The sequence below is a fragment of the Billgrantia pellis genome, assembly GCF_008297955.1.
Lineage (GTDB): Bacteria > Pseudomonadota > Gammaproteobacteria > Pseudomonadales > Halomonadaceae > Halomonas > Halomonas pellis.
Window position 1 is genome coordinate 156,425 of the sequence record NZ_VTPY01000005.1, and the last position, 20,451, is coordinate 176,875.

17 protein-coding genes are annotated in these 20,451 nt (G+C 64.9%); 9 read left to right on the forward strand and 8 right to left on the reverse strand.

Going from position 1 to position 20,451, the window contains the following annotated elements; translation table 11 throughout:
* Nucleotides 1-40 precede the first annotated feature (40 nt).
* The 4 genes from odhB to sucD all read left to right on the forward strand — a co-directional run bounded on the left by odhB (nt 41) and on the right by sucD (nt 5,294).
* Complete coding sequence (gene odhB / locus F0A17_RS13980; RefSeq protein ID WP_149328968.1) at nt 41-1,609, forward strand: 2-oxoglutarate dehydrogenase complex dihydrolipoyllysine-residue succinyltransferase; 1,569 nt, start codon at nt 41-43, stop codon at nt 1,607-1,609.
* 51 nt (nt 1,610-1,660) lie between these two features.
* Nucleotides 1,661-3,100: a dihydrolipoyl dehydrogenase gene (gene lpdA, locus F0A17_RS13985; protein ID WP_149328969.1), complete on the forward strand. Its 1,440-nt coding sequence runs from the start codon at nt 1,661-1,663 to the stop codon at nt 3,098-3,100.
* Between the two features lie 155 nt (nt 3,101-3,255).
* Nucleotides 3,256-4,422, forward strand: coding sequence for an ADP-forming succinate--CoA ligase subunit beta (sucC, locus tag F0A17_RS13990; RefSeq protein WP_149328970.1), 1,167 nt, complete (start codon nt 3,256-3,258; stop codon nt 4,420-4,422).
* Entirely contained in the window at nt 4,422-5,294 is an 873-nt protein-coding gene (sucD, locus tag F0A17_RS13995; protein ID WP_149328971.1) for a succinate--CoA ligase subunit alpha, read from the forward strand. Before sucC ends, sucD begins: the two co-directional genes overlap by 1 nt.
* 97 nt (nt 5,295-5,391) lie before the next feature.
* On the opposite strand, the gene F0A17_RS20935 is transcribed toward sucD, so the two are convergent.
* On the reverse strand, nt 5,392-7,251 hold the full coding sequence (locus tag F0A17_RS20935; protein ID WP_149328972.1) for an alginate biosynthesis protein: 1,860 nt from the start codon (nt 7,249-7,251) through the stop codon (nt 5,392-5,394).
* Nucleotides 7,252-7,657: 406 nt separating this feature from the next.
* Here F0A17_RS20935 and F0A17_RS14005 point away from each other — a divergent pair, with 406 nt between their 5' ends.
* Both F0A17_RS14005 and F0A17_RS14010 read left to right on the forward strand, forming a co-directional pair.
* Nucleotides 7,658-9,412 carry a type I secretion system permease/ATPase gene (locus tag F0A17_RS14005; protein WP_149328973.1) on the forward strand — a complete coding sequence of 585 codons (1,755 nt, stop codon included), beginning with the start codon at nt 7,658-7,660 and terminating at the stop codon, nt 9,410-9,412.
* Nucleotides 9,409-10,725 carry an HlyD family type I secretion periplasmic adaptor subunit gene (locus F0A17_RS14010; RefSeq protein ID WP_149328974.1) on the forward strand — a complete coding sequence of 439 codons (1,317 nt, stop codon included), beginning with the start codon at nt 9,409-9,411 and terminating at the stop codon, nt 10,723-10,725. The genes F0A17_RS14005 and F0A17_RS14010 overlap by 4 nt, the downstream gene beginning before the upstream one ends.
* A 219-nt stretch (nt 10,726-10,944) precedes the next feature.
* On the opposite strand, the gene F0A17_RS14015 is transcribed toward F0A17_RS14010, so the two are convergent.
* On the reverse strand, nt 10,945-12,885 hold the full coding sequence (locus F0A17_RS14015) for an exoribonuclease II (RefSeq protein ID WP_149329233.1): 1,941 nt from the start codon (nt 12,883-12,885) through the stop codon (nt 10,945-10,947).
* Between the two features lie 191 nt (nt 12,886-13,076).
* Here F0A17_RS14015 and F0A17_RS14020 point away from each other — a divergent pair, with 191 nt between their 5' ends.
* Complete coding sequence (locus F0A17_RS14020) at nt 13,077-13,874, forward strand: Cof-type HAD-IIB family hydrolase (protein WP_149328975.1); 798 nt, start codon at nt 13,077-13,079, stop codon at nt 13,872-13,874.
* Nucleotides 13,875-13,927: 53 nt separating this feature from the next.
* Here F0A17_RS14020 and F0A17_RS14025 read toward each other — a convergent pair whose 3' ends face one another.
* From F0A17_RS14025 to F0A17_RS14050, 6 genes are all read right to left on the reverse strand, one after another.
* Nucleotides 13,928-14,368 carry a universal stress protein gene (locus F0A17_RS14025; protein ID WP_149328976.1) on the reverse strand — a complete coding sequence of 147 codons (441 nt, stop codon included), beginning with the start codon at nt 14,366-14,368 and terminating at the stop codon, nt 13,928-13,930.
* Between the two features lie 94 nt (nt 14,369-14,462).
* Entirely contained in the window at nt 14,463-15,518 is a 1,056-nt protein-coding gene (locus F0A17_RS14030; protein ID WP_149328977.1) for a YcjF family protein, read from the reverse strand.
* A complete protein-coding gene (locus F0A17_RS14035; RefSeq protein ID WP_149328978.1) occupies nt 15,515-16,906 on the reverse strand; it encodes a YcjX family GTP-binding protein in 1,392 nt (463 codons plus the stop codon). Before F0A17_RS14035 ends, F0A17_RS14030 begins: the two co-directional genes overlap by 4 nt.
* 26 nt (nt 16,907-16,932) lie before the next feature.
* Entirely contained in the window at nt 16,933-18,111 is a 1,179-nt protein-coding gene (locus tag F0A17_RS14040; protein ID WP_149328979.1) for an MFS transporter, read from the reverse strand.
* Nucleotides 18,101-19,129, reverse strand: a complete 1,029-nt coding sequence (locus F0A17_RS14045) for a GlxA family transcriptional regulator (protein ID WP_149328980.1) — start codon at nt 19,127-19,129, stop codon at nt 18,101-18,103. Before F0A17_RS14045 ends, F0A17_RS14040 begins: the two co-directional genes overlap by 11 nt.
* 98 nt (nt 19,130-19,227) lie before the next feature.
* The gene (locus F0A17_RS14050; protein WP_149328981.1) at nt 19,228-19,419 is read right to left on the reverse strand and encodes a hypothetical protein; all 192 of its coding nucleotides are present in this window, start codon (nt 19,417-19,419) and stop codon (nt 19,228-19,230) included.
* A gap of 81 nt (nt 19,420-19,500) precedes the next feature.
* Between F0A17_RS14050 and F0A17_RS14055 the strand changes: the two genes are divergently transcribed.
* Together F0A17_RS14055 and F0A17_RS14060 are read left to right on the forward strand one after the other, a co-directional pair.
* Nucleotides 19,501-20,055 carry a DUF924 family protein gene (locus tag F0A17_RS14055; protein WP_149328982.1) on the forward strand — a complete coding sequence of 185 codons (555 nt, stop codon included), beginning with the start codon at nt 19,501-19,503 and terminating at the stop codon, nt 20,053-20,055.
* An 85-nt stretch (nt 20,056-20,140) separates the two neighbouring features.
* Nucleotides 20,141-20,383, forward strand: coding sequence for a GlsB/YeaQ/YmgE family stress response membrane protein (locus tag F0A17_RS14060; RefSeq protein WP_149328983.1), 243 nt, complete (start codon nt 20,141-20,143; stop codon nt 20,381-20,383).
* Nucleotides 20,384-20,451 lie beyond the last annotated feature (68 nt).

Genomic DNA, 20,451 nt, shown 5'->3' on the forward strand with positions numbered 1-20,451 from the left:
GGCATCCCGCCGGGACGAGAGAACATACAAGGGAAACGACATGGCTACCGAGATCAAAGCGCCCACCTTTCCGGAATCCGTTGCCGAAGGCAGCGTGGCGGCCTGGCATAAGAAGCCGGGGGACAGCGTCGAGCGCGATGAGCTGATCGTCGAGATCGAGACCGACAAAGTGGTGCTCGAGGTGGTGGCGCCGGAGGCGGGCACACTGAGCGAAGTGCTGGCCGAAGAGGGTGACACCGTGCAGTCCGACCAGGTGTTGGGCAGGATCGGTGAAGGCGGCGCCAAGGGCGACGAGAAGAAGAGTGAAGCGAAGGGCGAGAAGGGCGACGCCAAGGCCGAGCAAGAGAGCGAAGCCACGGCCGAGCCTGAGAGCGCACCGGCCGCAGGCGGCCAGACCCATGAGGTGAAGGCCCCCACCTTCCCCGAGTCCATCCAGGAAGGCACCGTGGCCACTTGGCACAAGCAAGTCGGCGAGGCGGTCAAGCGCGACGAGGTGCTGGCCGACATCGAGACCGACAAGGTCGTGCTGGAAGTGGTGGCGCCCGCCGACGGAGCCCTGCAGGAGATCAGGGCGGAAGAGGGCAGTCAGGTGGAATCCGAGGCGGTACTGGCGATCTTCGCCGAGGGCGCCGGTGGTGGCGCCGCCACGGCGGCCGATGAAACGCCGGCGGCTTCCGCCGACACTGGCGCCAGCGACGAGAAGATCGGCGACAAGATCCTGGCGCCGGCCGCACGCAAGCTGGTGGCCGAGCACGACCTCGACGTCAGCAGGATCGAAGGCACCGGCAAGGGCGGCCGCATCCTCAAGGAGGATGTGCAGCGTGCCGTCAACGAGGGCAGCGCCAAGAAGGCCGAGAAGCCGGCCGCCGCGCCCAAGCAGGCCGCCGCAGCGCCGGTCGTCGAGGGCGAGCGTCCCGAGAAGCGCGTGCCGATGAGCCGCCTGCGCCAGACCATCGCCAAGCGCCTGGTCCAGGCCCAGCAGACTGCCGCCATGCTGACCACCTACAACGAGGTGGACATGGGCGCGGTGATGGAACTGCGTGCCCAGTACAAGGACACTTTCCTCAAGGCCCACGACGTCAAGCTCGGCTTCATGGGCTTCTTCGTCAAGGCGGCTTCGGAAGCGCTCAAGCGCTTCCCTGACGTCAATGCCTCGATCGACGGTACCGACATCGTCTACCACGGCTACCAGGACATCGGCGTGGCGGTCTCCACCGACCGCGGCCTGGTGGTGCCGGTGCTGCGCGACACCGACAGCATGAAGATCGCCGACGTCGAGAAGGGGATCGTCGACTTCGGCAAGCGGGCACGTGACGGCAAGCTCGGCATCGACGAGATGCAGGGGGGGACTTTCACCATCACCAACGGCGGCATCTTCGGCTCGCTGATGTCGACGCCTATCCTCAATCCGCCGCAGACGGCGATCCTGGGCATGCACAAGATCCAGGAGCGCCCCATGGCGGTGAACGGCAAGGTCGAGATCCGTCCGATGATGTACCTGGCCCTGTCATACGATCACCGCATGATTGATGGCAAGGATGCGGTGCAGTTCCTGGTTACCCTCAAGGAACTGCTCGAGGATCCGGCGCGCTTGCTGCTGGATATCTAACGGTGCCTCGATTCAACGGACCAAACGCGAACCGATCAACAGGAAAACCACATGGCCGATAAATTTGATGTGATCGTCATCGGTGCGGGCCCCGGGGGCTACGTGGCCGCCATTCGTGCCGCCCAAATGGGACTGAAGACCGCCTGCGTCGAGAAGTGGGTCAACAAGGAAGGCAAGACCGTTCACGGCGGCACCTGCCTGAACGTGGGGTGCATTCCCTCCAAGGCGTTGCTCGAGACGTCCCACAAGTTCGTCGAGGCGCGCGATCACTTCGCCGAGATCGGCATCGATCTCGAAGCACCCAAGGCCAACGTGGCCAAGATGCTGGAGTTCAAGAACTCCGTCATCGCCAAGAACGTGGGCGGCATCAGCGCGCTGTTCAAGGCCAACGGCGTGACCGCACTGGACGGCACCGGCAGGGTGGTCGGCAGTAAGCAGGTCGAGGTCACCGGCCATGACGGCGAGAAGAGCACCTTTGAAGCCGATAACATCGTTATCGCTGCCGGTTCGGTGCCGGTGGAGATTCCGCCGACCCCGCTGCACGAGGACATCGTCGTCACTTCCACCGGTGCGCTGGAGTTTACCGAAGTGCCGAAACGCCTGGGCGTGATCGGCGCCGGCGTCATCGGCCTGGAGCTGGGCAGCGTGTGGAGCCGTCTGGGCGCCGAGACCGTTGTGCTCGAGGCCATGGATACCTTCCTGCCGATGGTCGACACCGCCATTGCCAAGGAGACCCAGAAGCTGCTCAAGAAGCAGGGCCTGGACATCAAGCTCGGTGCACGCGTTACCGGCTCCGAGATCAAGGGCAACGAGGTGACGGTCAAGTACAGCGACAAGGACGGCGAGCAGGAGCTGACCTTCGACAAGCTGATCGTCTGCGTCGGTCGCCGTCCGTACACCAAGGGCGTGGTCGACGAGAGCGTCGGCGTGGGCCTCGACGAGCGTGGCTTCATCCATGTCGATGACCAGTGCCGCACCAGCGTACCGGGCATTTACGCCATTGGCGACTGCGTGCGCGGGCCGATGCTGGCGCACAAGGCTTCCGAAGAGGGCGTGATGGTGGCTGACATCATCGCCGGCCATAAGGCCGAGATGAACTACGATGCCATCCCCAGCGTGATCTACACCTCTCCCGAGGTGGCTTGGGTCGGTATGAACGAGCAGGAGGCCAAGGCCAAGGGCATCGAGGTCAAGACCGGCAGCTTCCCGTTCTCGGCCAATGGTCGTGCGCTGGCCAATAATGCCCCCGAGGGCATGGCCAAGATCATCGCCGATGCCGAGACCGATCGTATCCTGGGCGTGCACATCGTCAGCCAGCATGCCGGCGAACTGATCGCCCAGGGCGTCATCGCCATGGAATTCGGCTCCAGCGCCGAGGACTTGGCGCTGACCTGCTACGCGCACCCGAGCACCTCCGAAGCCATCCACGAAGCGGCCCTGGCGGTGGATGGGCACGCGATTCACATGGCCAACCGCAAGAAGCGCAAGTAAGCGGGTTCGCCAAGAGGGACAACAAGCGCCATCCGCGGATGGTGCGTCGCGCCCGGCCATGTACCGGGCGCGAACGGGGGTAACCCGATGCTCACCGCCCTACGCGGGGTTTCGCGGTTGCCATTCGAGTCACATGCAACCAATGGCATGAATCGATGAACCTTCACGAGTATCAAGGCAAGCAGCTGTTTGCCGATTATGGTCTGCCGGTATCCAAGGGCTTTGCAGTCGACACCCCCGAGGAAGCGGCAGAAGCCTGCAAGAAGATCGGCGGTGACATGTGGGTGGTCAAGGCCCAGGTCCACGCCGGTGGCCGCGGCAAGGCCGGTGGCGTCAAGCTGATCAAGAGCCCGGAAGAAGCCAAGGCCTTCGCCGAGCAGTGGCTGGGCAAGAACCTGGTGACCTATCAGACCGACGAGAACGGTCAGCCGGTTGCCAAGATTCTGGTCGAGAACTGCACCGATATCGCCAACGAACTCTACCTGGGCGCGGTGGTCGATCGTGCCACCCGTCGCGTGGTGTTCATGGCGTCCACCGAGGGCGGCGTGGAGATCGAGAAGGTTGCCGAGGAAACCCCCGAGAAGATCCTCAAGGCCGAGATCGATCCGCTGGTCGGCGCGCAACCGTACCAGGCGCGCGAGCTGGCCTTCGCCCTGGGCCTGAAGGGCGACCAGGTCAAGCAATTCACCAAGATATTCCTGGGCCTGTCGCGCCTGTTCCACGAGAAGGACCTGGCGCTGCTCGAGATCAATCCGCTGGTGATCACCGACGAAGGCAACCTGCACTGCCTCGACGCCAAGCTCAACCTGGACAGCAACGCCCTCTACCGTCATCCGGATCTGCAGGCGATGCGCGACCCCTCCCAGGAGGACGAGCGCGAAGCCGAAGCGGCAGCGTGGGAACTGAACTACGTGGCCCTGGAAGGCAACATCGGTTGCATGGTCAACGGCGCTGGCCTGGCCATGGGCACCATGGACATCATCAAGCTCAACGGCGGTCAGCCGGCCAACTTCCTCGACGTGGGCGGCGGTGCGACCAAGGAGCGCGTGGCGGAAGCCTTCAAGCTGATCCTCTCCGACGATTCCGTCAAGGCCGTCCTGGTCAACATCTTCGGCGGCATCGTGCGTTGCGACATGATCGCCGAGGGCATCATCGGTGCCGTCGAGCAGGTCGGCGTGAACGTGCCGGTAGTGGTGCGTCTCGAGGGTAACAACGCCGAGCTGGGCGCCGAGAAGCTGGCTTCCAGCGGACTGAACATCATCGCTGCTACCAGCCTGACCGATGCGGCTCAGCAGGTCGTCAAGGCAGCGGAGGGCAAGTAATGAGCATCCTGATCGACAAGAACACCAAGGTCATCTGCCAGGGCTTTACCGGCGGGCAGGGGACTTTCCACTCCGAACAGGCGATCGCCTACGGCACCCAGATGGTCGGCGGCGTGACCCCGGGCAAGGGCGGCCAGGAGCACCTGGGCCTGCCGGTGTTCAACACCGTCAAGGAAGCGGTCGAGAAGACCGGTGCCGAGGCCAGTGTGATCTACGTGCCGGCCCCCTTCTGCAAGGATTCGATCCTTGAGGCCGCCAACGCCGGCATCAAGCTGATCGTGTGCATCACCGAGGGCATCCCGACGCTGGACATGCTCGACGTCAAGGTGAAGTGCGACGAGCTGGGCGTGCGGCTGATCGGCCCCAATTGCCCCGGCGTGATCACCCCGGGCGAGAGCAAGATCGGCATCATGCCGGGCCACATCCACAAGCCCGGCCGCGTGGGCATCGTGTCGCGCTCCGGTACCCTGACTTACGAAGCGGTCAAGCAGACCACCGACCACGGCTTCGGCCAGTCCACCTGCGTGGGCATCGGCGGCGATCCGATCCCGGGCTCCAACTTCATCGACATCCTCGAGATGTTCGAGAAGGACCCGAAAACCGAGGCGATCGTCATGATCGGCGAGATCGGCGGTACCGCCGAGGAAGAGGCCGCCGCTTACATCAAGGCCAACGTGACCAAGCCGGTGGTGTCTTACATCGCCGGTGTCACTGCCCCCCCGGGCAAGCGCATGGGCCATGCCGGTGCCATCATCTCCGGTGGCAAGGGCACCGCTGACGAGAAGTTCGCTGCGCTGGAGGATGCCGGTGTACGTACCGTTCGCTCCCTGGCCGAAATCGGCGATGCGCTGAAGGACGTCACCGGCTGGTGAGCCCTCAAGCGATCTGAAGACGCAAAGGGCGCCCCTCGCGGGGCGCCCTTTTTCGTGACCGGCAGACATTCCATGCCCAGTCGTGCCGCACGCACGGTCAGCCGAGCAGGCCGAGGTCAGTGCCGTCGTGCATGCCGAGCAGCGCAACGTCCTGGCCATCCGAGGCGGTGATGGCGTCGGGCGTGGGCTCGTCGCCATAGGCGCGGTAGGCGAAGCGCCATGCCTCGCCGGAAGCCAGCTCGGTGGCATCGTCGTCGCGGACCCGGTAGGCATCTCCGTCGCGGTCCAACTCGCCGTTCCACAGGACATCGATGGTATCGTCGGTTTCCAGGCGCAGCTCGGGCGCCGCGAGGGGGGCGTCGGTCAGGTTCTCGACGAAGACCTCGGCGACATAGCCGTCGTCCCAGCGTCGCGTTGTGCTGCCCGCTACCAGAAGCTCGGCACCACCGTCCACCAAGCCGGTAGGAATGGCATTGCCATCAAGGATGTCATCCGCGTCGGGAATGTCGAACGCAGTGGCGTGAAAGGTGCCGCGGGACGCCGTATGCAGTACGGTGCCATCGGCGAAGCTGACCAGCTCGATGTCTTCGAGCGTATCGGTTGCGCCCTTGTCGCTATGCACAGCGATGCGGTCGCCGTCGAACTCGATCCGGTAGGCATCGATCGGGCCGCTATAGCGCACTGTATCGATGCCTGCTCCTCCGATCAGTCGATCGTCCCCGTCGTACCCGTCGTCGCCGGGGCCACCCTCCAGCACGTCGTGGCCGGCGCCGCCGAACAACGCATCATGGCCCAGCCCGCCATTGAGGTAGACGCCGTCGTCGCTGCCTCGAAGCGCATCGCTGCGACGCGAACCCATCACATAATCGAAGCGCACCTCGTTGGCATCGGGATCGGTGATGGCGCCGAAGCTCTCGCCGCCGGCATTGACCCACAGTGCCGGTGAGAGTTCATCGGCCTCGGCATTGCGACTCGATTGGGCGACGCGGACTTGATTGTCATGGTCGCGTCCGCCGTGAAAGTTGATGTCGCGGTCGGTGAAGTCGACCTCGATCTCATTGCCGACGGAGGAGCGCCAGGAAGCGAACAGTACGCCATGGCGCATGCCGCTGTCTTCGAGGTGGCTGAAGTTACCGTCATAACTCTCCCTTAGTTCGAAGCCGTAGCCGTTGCCGCCGCTGCCCTTGTTGTGGGCTCCCTCGGCGCGTAGCGAATCGGCCTCGACATCCAGCGAGCGAGCGAAGTGAAAAGCCGTCGAGGGGCCATTCTCGACCGCGATATCCTCTAGCCGAGCATCGAGGGTGCCATCCAGGCGAATGGCTTGGTAGTCGGTCAGGCTGCCTCGGGTATTCGTAAACGCCGAAGCGTCGGGCGTTCCCAGTTCGTAGTCAACGGTAAGCCCCTCCAGGGAGACATCATCGACGGGAGCGAGCCGTTCCAGCTTGGCCTGCCCCCCGGCGAAATTGAAATGCGCGCCACGATCGAGCGTGACGGTGTCGCCGTTTACGGCATCGACCCTGGCCATGCTGGTACGCAGCTCGGCATGGGCCTGCTTGCGCCAGGAGGTGTCGCCGATCGCATCGAGGAACGCCGTATCGTTATCTTGCCAGATCCGCACCGTGTCGCCTCGCTCCAGACCATGCCCGGCGCCGAGTCGTACGCTTCGCTCGCCTTCGCCAAGGTCGGCGGCGAGCGTGCCGAGCGTCACGCCCCGCATGTCGCCCTCGATCCCGATACCGAAGCGGTCGTTCGCATCAAGAGCGGCCTCGGTGAACGTCAGCGTGGTCGAGTCGGCGCCCGCTCCCTTGAGGGCGATATCGGAGCGGTGGATGCGCAGGGCCTGGTCGAGTCGGTAGTCGCCTGAGTCCAGAAGCAGAGTCGACTCGCTCGGGGCGGTGTCGATCAGCTCTTGAAGTTCCCGGGCCGATGTCCCGCGGGCGACATCGATGATCGGCATGCTGGTTCCTCCTGGTGAGTGTTGCTCGGCCCCGTGGCATCACGACGTGAACGCGCGGGGCCATACGATCCGTGCACTGGCGATCGCCAATCACAGGCTTCGCTGCGGATGCTAGCGAGACGGAAACGAGCCACAAGGGCGGGCAGATGGCGAGAGAACGTAATTGAGGGATCTTTTTACATTTAATCGTGCAATAGACGTTGTCCTTTTTATTATTTACTTGAAATCTAGCGAGTTTATGCACCCAGCTTGAGATTGATCCCTTGTCGGGACTACTTTTCCTATCATTAATACACAAAAAGCTTAATAAGTTACCCAATGAGGCAGGGACGGTTTGTTACCGTGCCGTTCGCAAGCTGAGCGAGACGGCTCTGCGTTGCTTCTCCATTCCGATTCAGTGAGCACCATGTCTCCACAATCCCAAAGCGACTTTCGGCACGCGCTGAGACTTTGTCGGCCCGCTCTGCGATGGGTGGCCGGCTTCAGCCTGTTCATCAATCTGCTGATGCTGACACCGGCCTTGTACATGCTGCAGGTCTATGACCGGGTCATCACCAGTGGCAGCAAGGAAACCTTGCTTATGCTGACCCTGGTGGCGATCTTCCTGCTGGCGGTCATGGTGGGATTGGAATGGGTGCGTTCTCGGCTGCTGGTGAGGGCGGGCAACCATCTCGATACGCTGGTGAGTGGTCGACTGTATCGTGCCATGTTCGCCCGAGGGCTGGCGTCACCGGACGAGGGCAGCGGCCAGCCTCTCGACGATCTCAAGACGGTACGCCAGTTCATCGCCGGGAATGGGCTGTTCGCCTTCTTCGATGCGCCCTGGGTACCGATCTATCTGGCCATTCTCTTCGTGTTCAATGTGTGGTTCGGTATCTTCGCGACCGGTGCGGGACTGCTCCTGCTGGGGCTTGCGATCATCAACGAAAAGAGCGCCAGGCGCCTGTTGGCCGAAGCCGGGCATGAACACATTCAGGCCCAGGCTCAGGCCGGCAGCAACCTGCGCAACGCCGAGGTCCTGCATGCCATGGGAATGCTGTCGTCGATCATGAGACGCTGGGAGGAGCGGCACGTGGCGGCACTGGTCAAGCAATCCCGGGCCAGCGATCGCAGCAGTGGGCTGAGCCATCTGTCCAAGGGGCTGCGCATCCTGGCGCAGTCGCTGATTCTCGGGTTGGGTGCACTATTGGTGCTGGAGGCGAGCATCACGCCGGGTATGATGATCGCCGCCTCGATCCTCATGGGGCGCGCACTGGCGCCCATCGATCAGATGATCGGAAGTTGGAAGAGCTTCGTGGGCTGCCGCGATGCCTATTGCCGGCTCGATGCGCTGTTTCGGGATGCGCCGACGGAGACGCGTCGCTTGTCGCTGCCTGCGCCCAAGGGAGAGGTCGCGGTCGAAGCCTTGACGCTGACGCCGCCAGGGGGTGCGAAGCCATCACTGCACAACATCGGTTTCAGGGTGGCGCCCGGCGAACACGTCGGCATCATCGGACCGAGTGCGGCGGGTAAGACTACGCTGGCGCGCGCCCTGCTAGGTATCTGGCTGCCCGAATCGGGGGCGGTTCGGCTCGACGGCGCCGACCTTCGACACTGGAACCGGGACGAACTGGGGCCTCATGTGGGATATCTGCCCCAGGACATTGAACTCTTCGATGGCACGATCAGCGAGAACATCGCACGCTTCGGCGAGATCGACGACGCGCAAGTGATTGCGGCGGCGAAGAAGGCAGGGGTGCACGAGATGATTCTGCGCCTGCCTGAGGGCTACGAGACACGTATCGGTGCCGCCAGCGGGGCGCTATCACGCGGCCAGCGCCAACGGATCGGCTTGGCGCGAGCGCTGTACGGCAAGCCCGTGTTGGTCGTTCTCGACGAACCCAACGCCAATCTCGACGACGCTGGCGAGCGGGCGCTGGCCGAGGCGATGCGCCAGCTCAAGAAAATGGGAACGACGCTATTCGTGATCAGCCACCGGCGCAGCGTACTGGCCGATGTCGACAGGCTGCTGGTGCTCGGCGACGGGAAGCTCCGCCTCTGGGGAACGCGCGACGACGTGCTGGCGCGTATCGCGGCGCCAAGGCGAGGCCAGGCGGTGCCCGGTAGGCCGCTGCGACACCGGGCATCTGGCGAAGGGTTGCCTGGAGGAGTCGCGACATGACGAAGGGACAGGACACGTGTGCAGCGGCATTGCCAGTCGATGGGCGTCGCTATCGCCGTCTGGGGCTGCTCATCCTGCTGGTCGCCTTCGGCGGGTTCGGAGGATGGGCATTGGCCGCCAACCTGGCGATTGCCGTCGTGGCCCCTGGCAAGGTTTCGGTCGCCTCGTTCAAGAAGACGGTACAGCACTATGAAGGCGGCATCGTCAAGGAGATTCGGGTGACCGACGGCGATCATGTCGAGGCCGGCGATGTGCTGGTGGTGCTGGACAATACCCGTGCCGCGTCGCAGCTTCAGGTAGCGAGGACGCAGTATCTGATCAACCGGGCCAGTGAAGTGCGCTTGACCACCGAGCTCGCCGAGGAGACGACCCTGACGTTTCCCGAGGAGTTGCTGAAGAGCGATTCCCAGCGTGTCAGCGAGGTGCTGGCGGTGCAGCACGGCCTGTTCTTCTCGCGGCGGCAGTCGCTGCAGAGCACGCTGGAAACGCTGGATCAGCAAACCCGCCAGTACGAGGAGCAGCGTGAAGGCTTGAAGTCTTTGGTGGAGTACAACCGCCAGCAGGTCGCCTCTCTGCGCGATGAGGCGGGAGATCTGCGCAACCTGTTCGAGCGTGGCTTGGGCGATAGGCAGCGTTTACGCGAGCTGGAGCGGGACATTCTCGAGCTCGAGGGGGAGACCGCCCAGCAGCAATCCGTGATCGCTCGCATCGCAGCGCAGATCAGCGAGAACGAGCTGCAAAAACAGATCCGTCGACAGGAGTTCCAGGCGGAGGCCGGCGAACAGCTGCGCGAGGTACAGGAGCGGATCACCGCCGCCGAGGAGCGAATCACGGCGCTGTCCGATGAGGTGCGCCGTACCACGGTGACCGCACCGGTGGCAGGAACCGTGGTCGGCCTGCAGCTGCATACGCTTGGGGCGGTGGTTGGCGCCGGGGATCCGATTCTGGATATCGTGCCCAGCGACGAGGGCTTCGTCGTCGAGGCGCGCGTGCCGGTCAGCGATGTCGATAGTCTGTTCGTGGGTCAATCGGCCGAGGTTCGTTTTAGTGCCTTCAATCAGGGAATCACCCACGCCGTCGCCGGTGAGGTGATACATGTCTCGGCCGACAGTTTCGAGGACGAGAGCACCGGGCGTGACTATTATCGGGCTCGAGTTCTTGTCACCGAGAAGAGGCGCGAAGAGATGACTTCCGGCATGCGGCTGCTGGCGGGCATGCCGGCCGAGGTCATGATCCATACCGGTGAGCGCACTTTCGCCAGCTACTTGATCAAGCCGATCGGCGACGTGCTGGCAAGGGCCATGCGCGACTAGACGGGCCGGTTCGGCGTTGAGGTTGTGGTGAGCCAACGGAGCGTCTCGGATGTCGTCGAAGGGATGGCGACCGCCCGGGCCGCACCTCACGTGGCGGTCTGGCCTGCGGAGGGGGCCGCAAACGTTGGCGCCGAGACGCGGCGCCATTGGCATGAACGTTTCCCCAAGACGACTTCGCCCCGGGCATCGGGCCGGGGCGAAGTGTGAGCGAAGCCGCCCTCAGTCGCTTGGGCGAGCCACCAGCGAGCGGGTTTCCTCGCGCGCCTCAACCAGCGCTACGCGGATGACGTCTCCCAGCTTGTAGCGTTCCTCGCCATCGACCCGGATGCGGCCCTCCTTGTCGTCGATGACCACCTTGTCGCGGTCGCTATGCAGCATCGGTGCCGGTACGAACGCCGTGGCGCCGTTGGCGAGAAGGCGCACCCGCATGCCGCCGCGGCTGATACCGAAGATTTCGGCCTCGAAGGTTTCCTGGGCGTCGGCGGCCGGGCTCAGATAGCGTACATAGAGCCAATCCTTGACGTCGCGTTCCGCCATGCGGTTGAGGCGGCGGCGTTCGGTGAGCTGTTCGGTCAGCGCCTGTGTGGCTTCGGCCGGCGCCTGTTCGCCTTTGAGCACGCGCTTGATCAGGCGATGGTTCACCATGTCGCCGTACTTGCGGATCGGCGAGGTCCAGGTGGCATAGGCGGCCAGGCCCAGACCAAAATGCGGGCCGGGGCGGGCCGACATGCTGGTGAAGCCTTGGAAGCGGCGCAGCCGAGCGTCCAGCCAGGCGTCGTCACGGCTCTCCAATGCGCGTTTGAGCTCCTTGTAGCGGGGCAGCTCTGACAACGCTTCGATCTCGATCTCGATCTCTTGGGCAGTCAGAAATTCGTGGGCGGCCTCGGCCTTCTCCGGATCGAACGCGCGATGCACGTTGAAGATGCCGTGTCCCACGTGTTCGGCCAGGTAATGCGCGCAGCAGGCATTGGCCGCGATCATCGCCTCCTCAATCATGCGGTTGGCGATGCGCCGCTGCTCGATCCGCACACCGAGGACATTGCCTGCCTTGTCCAGGTCGAACACATAGTCAGGGCGATCCTTGAACACCAGCGCATGTTCGGTACGCCAGGCACTGCGCGCTTCGGTCATGTCCTGCAGGGCGCTGAGCTGCGGCGCGATCTCCTCCTCCGGCGTCCACTCGCCCCGGTCCTCCAGCCAATCCGACACATGGTCGTAGACCAGCTTCGCCCGGGAGCGAACGGTGGCGGCGAAGAAGCGGTAGTCGCCCAGGCTGCCGTCGGGTTCGACTTCGAGGGCGCAGGCCAGCACTGGCCGCTCTTCGCCCTCGCGCAGCGAGCAGAGGTCGTCGGCGAGCTGCTCGGGCAGCATGGTCACGTTCTGACCCGGCAGGTAAACGGTGAAGGCGCGGGTGCGCGCCTCCAGGTCGGCGGCGTGACCCTCCTCGACGTAGGCGGTAGGGTCGGCGATCGCCACGGTTAGCCGCCAGCCGCCCCCCTCGCGCGGTTCGATGCGCAGAGCATCGTCCATGTCGCGGGTCTTTTCGCTATCGATGGTGAAAAACGGCTCGGCGGTAAGATCCTCACGCGTTAGCCCCTCGTCGCGCAGCGGCCAGTCATTGCCGGCTTCGGGGCATTCCTGCTCCAAGGCGTGGCGCGCCAGTGTCACCCGCCACGGCACGGCCGGGTCATCGGTTTTGGCTACCAGCTCGTCTATCTGGGCGAAGAAGGCGCGATCGTCGGGCTTGAGCGGGTGGCGTACCAGTCGCGCCACGACCCAGTCGGCGTCGCCGATGCTCGCCTCATCAAGGCTGTTCTTGATGCGTGCCTTGAGCGCGTTCTTGATCGAGGGGTGATCGGGGACTACCGCCAGGCGTCCCTCGCGCTTCTGTACACGGGCGATAAAACGATCCAGACCCGCTTCGATGAGCGTGTCGGGTTCGACCGAGGTCTTGTCGCCGTTTTCGTGGATCACGGCTTGCACGCGATCGCCGTGCAGCACCTGCTTCATGGCCGGTGGCGGCACGAAATAGGACTGGCCGTCGTCGGTTTCGAGAAAGCCGAACCCCTTGTCGGTGGCCTTGATCACGCCCTCGGCGCGAGGTGTGGTCTTACGAATCTGTTGCTTGAGCTGGGCGAGCAGCGGGTTGTTCTGCAGCATGGTCACGAACGTGTGGCGGGATAGGAGGGCCACTATACGGATTCCCACAGCCGGCGCCAAACGCTCGCGTCGCGAACGAGGAGAAACAACAGGTTAAAATGCCGAGGCGACCGTAGAAGAAAAAGGCGCATCTGGGCAAGCACTACCTGCTGCGTTAGCCTGTATCGGACTCCCGAAGCGCCAGGATGCCCATGATACCCCACCTGATCGTCTCCGACCTCGACGGCACGCTGCTGGATGCCAACCACGACCTGCATTCCGAGACTGTCGAGACCCTGCGCCTGCTGGCCCAGTCTGGCCATCACCTGGCGTTCGCCTCGGGGCGGCATTATCGCGACATGCGAGCCTTTCGCGATCGGCTCGGGGTCCCCGTCCATGTGATCAGTACCAACGGTGCCTATGTGCATGATCCCGCCGGCGAGTTGATGATCTCGCGTCATCTGGAAGCCGAGCTGGCACGCGAACTGATCGCCCTGGAACGCCACGACAGCGTGCGCCTGAATCTCTACCTCGAGGACGAATGGCTGATCGATGCCCCCGAGCCGCGGCTGCTGGCGTACCATGCCCATACCGGCTTCGGCTATCGTGTGGTCGAGCCTCACAGGCTCGACGGCGACGGCGTAGGGAAGGTGCTCTACATCGGCGAGCCCGAGCGGCTGGCGAGGCTCGAGGCTACGATTCGCGTGCGCCACGGCGAGCGCCTGCATGTGACCTATTCCACCGTCAATTCGCTTGAAATCATGGCCGGTGGCGTCAACAAGGGCACCGCGCTGAAGGCCCTTCTGGCGACGCTGGGAATCGCTCGCGAGCGCTGCCTGGCCTTCGGCGACAACCTCAACGATACCGAGATGCTAGCGCACGCCGGCGAAGCCCACGTCATGGCCAACGCTCATCCCGAACTGGCGGGACGCGTGCCGGATGCGCATCGCATCGGCCACCACGCCGAAATCGCCGTGGCGAGACATCTTCGCGAGCGCTTCGCCCTCTAGGCAATTTTCGCCCAATCCAGTCGTTGGGCGTTCCCGGACATATTCCGATGCTCTCAGCGGACGGTGATCACGGTGCATTCGGCCACGTGACTGACCTTGTGGGAGACACTGCCCACCATCAGTCCGCGTAGGTCGCTCAGACCGCGGCTCCCCATGACGATGGCATCGACGCCGCGTCGCCTGGCCTCGCTGACAATGGTGCGCGCGGGGTCGCCCTGACCGATGACGGTCTCGATCTTGGTGACACCCAGGCTTCGAGCGATCTCGGCAGCTTTTTCCACGACTTGATGCCCGATGTCTTCGCGCTCTTGGCGCGAGGCTTCGACGGCGATGGCGCCGATCCCCCAGACCAGCGTGGTCTCATGGGAGAGTTCCTCGGGAATGTGCAAGATATGCAGGGTGGCGTCGGCCCGGTCGGCCAGTTGGCAGGCGACGTCGAGGGCCTTCTTGGCGCCTTCGGAACCGTCGACGGGGACCAGGATGGAGTGGAACATGGCGAGACCTCCTGCGGGTGAGCGAACTGTTCCCCGAGACTAACGCCTTCCGCGCGGGACGTCATGACCGAGGTCAAGCCGGCATCCATCCCGCTCACCCTTGCTTGTCCTCCAGCCGTCGCAGCTGTTGCCACAGCTCGCTGCGCAGGTCCGCCATGCGCGGTGCCTCGCCCTCGGCGAACGCCAGCGGACGGGTGAGGCGCTGGGTACGCAGGCCGAGACGCGCCGTGAGCAGGCCCACCCCCATGCCTTGGCCGGCGCGCGCCGAGAGTCGGCTGGCCAGGTTCAGCGACAGCAGCTCCACTCCCGCATCGCTGGCCATTTCGGTGGCGCCGGCAAAGGCCATGTTGGAGAGCACCGTGCGCAGCAGGCGCAGGCGACTGGCGTAGCCCAGTTCCAGGCCATAGAGGCGGCAGATGCGGTCGATCATGGCCAGGTTGCGCCATGCCACGATGGCCATGTCGACCAGCGTCAACGGGCTTACCGCCACCATGACGGCGGTTTCTCCCGACATGCGCGAAATCATCCGCCGGGCTTCGCGGTCGCGCGGCACCAGCAGATGGTGGGTCAGCAGCGCTTGCACTTCCGCGCCGGCGTGATGCGGCTCGCAGGCGGCGAGGAAAGCCTGCCAATGGGGATGGTCGTCATCGAGTCCGAGCTGTCGCTTGAGCACTTGGGCCATGTCGAGTGCCTGCTTGGCATCGGCCTCGGGCAGTTGCGCCAGCCGTTCTCGCAGGGCGTCGTGGCGTTTCAGGCGACGCAGGCGCCAAGCTTCGCGTAACAGCGCCCCCGCGCCCAGGGCGATGGCGCCCAGCCCCAGCAGGTGCCAGCCGCCGGCGAGCCAGTCGCCCCCAAGCAGGGCTTCGGGCAGGCGCATGACGAGTTCCGCAGTGCCCAGGATCAAACCACCGCCGATCAGGGACAGTAACCCCCAGCGCCGCTTGCGCGGGCGCCCCAGACTGACGGCTAAATCGCGCTCAGGCGCGTTTGGCGGCGTCTCTTCAATGGGGCGTGTGGGCAGGTGCCTGTCGAAGTCCTGGCGTGGGCGCGGTATCTCCCCGCCCGACAGAGGAGACGGCTCGTCGAGAGTAAAACGGCGGGCCGGGCGCGGATCGTCGCCCGGCGAACCTTGGCGGTGCGGGTCGCTCATTGTAGCTTGTCTCCGATCAGCCAATCGAGCGCGGCGTCGAGGCGAATGTGAGGCAGAGCGCCGCCCTCACGCGAGGCGGGGCGAAAGGCGCGGAAATCGAAGCCCTGCCGGGTCCAGAAGTCGGCTTCGGGCAGTCGGGCCGGGACCTCCCCGGGAAACATCAGGACCTCCTCGCCCTCGAGCGTGGTGCCGCGCAGCGCCGGCGTGCGCTGGTTCTGGTGAGTGACTTCCTGGGCTTCGGTGGCGCGAATCGCGGCGAGCGAGAGGGCCTTGACCGGTACGTCGGCGTAGCGCAGGTCCTGGAGCGGCTCGGCGAGCAGTGCCTCGAGTAACGCGGTCAGGTTGGCATGCTGCTCCGGCGTGACGTGATCGGCTTTGGTCGCGGCGATCGCGAGGCGATCGATGCGCGGCGAGAACAGCCGCGAGAGCAGGCTGCGTTTGCCATAGTCGAAGCTCTGCATCAGCGTGCCGAGCGCGCGGGAGAGGTCCTCGAAGCGCTCCGGCCCGGCATTGATCGCGCCGAGCACGTCGACCAGCACAATCTGGCGATCGAAGCGGCGGAAGTGATCGCGATAAAAGGGCCGCACGATATGCTGCTGATAGTGACGAAAGCGTGCCGACAGCGTGGCGTAGATGCTCCGCGACGGCAGCTTGGCAAGCTCGGCGTGGGTGGCGTCCCTGAGCGCGGGCAGCGGGAAGAACTGCAGCACCGGCGCCCCTTCCAAATCCCCCGGCAGCAGAAAGCGCCCCGGCTGCAGATTGGCGAATCCCGCTTCGCGGGCGGCCTGAAGGCTACGGGCGTAGAGCGCGGCGATATCGGCGAGCTCGGCCTCGTTGGCCTCTGCCGCGGGGTCGAGCCCGACGGCAGCGGCCTCCCACTCGGCCAGCAGGACGCGGCGCTGCTCGCCGGCCTCAGCCAGCATGGCCAGGCTCCAGTCGAGATAGTCGTGGCCCAGCAGCGGCAGATCGAGCAACCATTCGCCGGGGTAGTCGAACAGGTCGAGGCTGAGTTCTGCCGTCTCGCTACGCAGTAGCTTCCGCCGTGCCGGGCGGTAGCGGATCGTCAGGCGCAGTTCGCTAATACCGCGGGTGGGCTCGGGCCAGCGTGGCGGGTCGGCGTCGAGCGCCTCCATGGCCTGATCGTAGGGAAAGCGCGGCACGCCCAGGTCGGGTTGGCTGACCCGACGGGCACCCAGCAGACGCCCTTCGCGAGCCGCCGGCATCAGATCCAGCCGCGCCTCCAGGCCGGCATGGCGCAATTGGTTGACCAGCGAGGTAAGAAAGGCGGTCTTGCCCGAGCGGGAAAGCCCGGTGACCGCCAGGCGCAACTGGCGGTCGCGTCCGCGTTCGACCAGGTTGGCCAGTTCCCGTGTCAGTGACTGACGCATCGGCGTGGAATCCCTTCACAGCAGTGTCAGCCGCTAATGTGAGGGTCTTGGCCGCGTCTGGCAAGGCGTTGCCAGGCGAGCAGGGCGATCGGTACCAGCGCCAGTGGCACCAGCAAGGCATTGAGCAGCGACCAGCCGAGCAGGTTCTCCAGCGGCCCGGCGAGCAGCGCAGTGACGGCCACGGTGGAGAAGACCAGAAACTCATTGGCAGCCTGGGTGCGGGCCTTCTCTTCCGGCCGGTAGGCTTCCGTGAGCAAGCCGGTTGCGGGCAGAAAAGTGAAGTTCCAGCCCAGCCCGAGCAGGATCAGCGCAATATGGAAACCGGCAACGCCGGCTTCGACCTGCGACATCAGGCCGCTCGCCGCCAGTAGCAGACAGCCGAGCGCGATCATTCGCGGTGCACCGAAGCGGGAGGTCAGATGGCCGGTGACGAACGAGGGCAGGAACATCGCCAGCACATGCCACTGGATCGTGGTCGCCACATGATCGAAGTGATGGCCGGCCCCGGCCATGGCCAGCGGTGTGGCGGTCATCGCCAGGTTCATGACCCCGTAGCCGATCAATGCCGAGAGTACCGCGACCAGGAATACCGGCTGTCGCATGATCTCGCCCAGTGCCCGCGGCTGGCCCTTGCCATGGGTCGCTGTGGGGGGCGGTAGGCGAACCGTCAGTAACACCGCCAGCGCCACCAGGTAGAGTGCTCCCAGGCCGAGGAAGCTGCCGAGAAAGGGCGTGGCGGCCGCTTCTCGGCTGATACGGGCCAGCCACGGGCCGAAGAAGGCGGCCAGCACGCCACCGCCCATGACCAGCCCGATGGCGCGATCGCGCAAGGCATGAGGCGCGGCCTCCACCGCGGCGAAGCGGTAGAGCTGGCCGAATCCAATGCCGATGCCGATCAACCAAGTGCCCAGCATAAAGAGCAGAAAGGCCTCGGCGACCAGCGCCTGGGCCGCGACCGCCACGCCGACGAGTCCCAGCAGGTTGCCCAGCACGAAGCCCCGCTTACGTCCCAGGCGCGCCATGATCAGCGAGGCGGGAATGGTGGCACACATCAATCCCAGCCACTGGGTGGCGACCGGGGCGGTGGACCACGCCGGATCGGGGGCCAGGCGGGCGCCGATCAACGGCGAGACCGCAATCAGCAAGATATTGCCGCTGACCAGCAGCGCCTGGCACAGGGATAACAGCGTGACGCTAAGAGGCATGGTGGGCTCCTGGAGGGACTCGTTCACCGGGGGAAGGCATCGGCTCGCTGCGTGGACCGAAGCGTTGGTAATACAGAGTAGGGGAAATGCCGTAGTGGCGCTGGAACAGGCGCCGCAGCTGCTCGGCGCCACCCAGCCGCCACTGCCGGGCCAAGCGTTCCAATGGGGGCGGCTGACGGCTGGCGATTAGCGCCAGGCGGGCCTGCTCCAGGCGCAGCCGGGTCAAGTAAGCACCTGGCGTGGTATCGAGGTGGTGACGAAACAGTCGCGACAGGTGGCGTGGCGTGACGCCGAGCGAATCGGCCAGCGTTTCCACCCGGTGCGGGGCGGCAGGGTCGGCGTGAATCCGGTCGAGCAGTTTTCGCAGCGCACCCTGGGCCCGGTCTTGGCTGCGCAGCACTTCACTGAACTGGGATTGTCCACCGGGGCGGCGCAGGAACAGCACCAGCTCACGAGCGACTTGGCCGGCCAGGGCGCTGCCGTGGTCCGCTTCGAGCAGCGACAGGGCCAGGTCGATGCCGGCGGTAACCCCGGCACTGGTGAAGTGCCCGTCCGACTCGACGTAAAGCGCATCCGGCACCACGCGAATCCTGGGGTAGTCGCTGGCTAACTGGGCGCAGTGTCGCCAGTGGGTCGTCGCTTGGCGACCGTCCAGCAGGCCGGCCGCGGCGAGCAGAAAGGCGCCGGTACAGATCGACCCCAAGCGACGAACTTGACCGGCCTGGGTGCGCAGGGCCGCGAGCAGCTCCGCGCGCTGACGCTGGAGCGCGACGCCGCGCCCCCCGGCGACGAGCAGCGTATCAAGCGGGCCAAGCGTCGAGAGTTCGCTCCAGGTCGAATCGGCCAGTAGCGGCAGGCCACCATTGGTCGCTACGCTGCCTGGCGCATCGGCGGCCAGGTGCAGGCGATAGAGAGCGCTGCCGCTGAGATCGTTGGCCGAGGCGAAGACCTGCCAGGGACCGCTGACATCCAGTAGCTGGCAGTCCGGGTAGGCGAGGATGACGACGGTGCGCGACATGACGAGCCCTGCAATGAGTTGTCACGCCAGTCTCCACCGAACTCGAGATGTCCGCAATGACAGATACCCCACCGTTCAGGACATCACGGCGCATCGTTTCATCCGGCCAGCAGCCATTGCGCCCAGATCGGGACGGTGGCAACGAGGAAACCGAACCCGGCTAGGGCGTAGCCCGGCCAGCGCTCTTGCTGACGCGTCTTCCGGCGCTGGGCAAGGGTCAGGCCGGCCAGGCAGAGGACCAGCCCGACGAGGTTGAAGACGAAGGTGAACATGCCGAGCATGGGCGTCATGGTGTCTCCCGTGGCAACCGAGGGTGAAAATATCGCAGCCCAAGTCCATGATATCAGGAGCGTAAACGACGAGGACACGACATGAACGGGAACTTGCCCAGCCACGATGAGGTGATTGCCTTCTGGTTCGACGAGCTCGAGCCCGTCCACTGGTTTCGCAAGGATGCCGAGCTCGATGCGCGCATTCGACATCGCTTCGGTGCGCTGCACGCGGCGGCAGCTGCCGGTGAACTGTGGCAGTGGCGCGACACGCCGCGGGGTCGGCTGGCCGAGATCCTGGTGCTCGACCAGTTCTCGCGCAATCTCTATCGCGACGACCCGCGAGCGTTCGCTCAGGATCCGATGGCGTTGGCGCTGGCTCAGGAGGCCGTGGCCCTGGACATTGACCGTGAGTTCGAAGTGCCCTGGCGCTGCTTCTTCTACATGCCTTACATGCACAGCGAGTCGCTCAAGGTTCACGACGAGGCACTGCGGTTGTTCGATCAGCCGGGGCTGGAGGAAAACCTGCGCTTCGAGCGCCTGCACCGGGACATTCTGCTGCGCTTCGGTCGCTACCCGCACCGAAACGCGATTCTCGGCCGGGCATCCACGGCCGACGAGTTGGCTTTCCTCGAGCAGCCCGGCTCGTCATTCTGAGCTACCCTTTTTCTCATGCACGCGCTGAGGCATCATCGAAGCTGTCTCGAATGACGGTATCGACCACAAGGAAAGGAGTAACGATATGGGACTTATCGCCTGGCTGATCATCGGTGGCCTGGCCGGCTGGATTGCCGGCAACATCATGCGCGGCGGCGGTTTCGGCATTCTCGGGAATATCGGCGTCGGCATCGTGGGGGCCGTGCTCGGTGGCTTCATGTTCAGTCTGCTGGGACTTGAGGCCGGGGGCTTCATCGGCTCGCTGGTCACGGCGACGGTGGGGGCGGTGGTCCTGCTGTGGATCATCGCCAAGGTTCGCAAGACGTAGCCAGCTACGCTCGTGTTACCACTCGGCCCGGGGCTACACCCGGGCCGAGTCGTTTCGCGGGAGCGGGC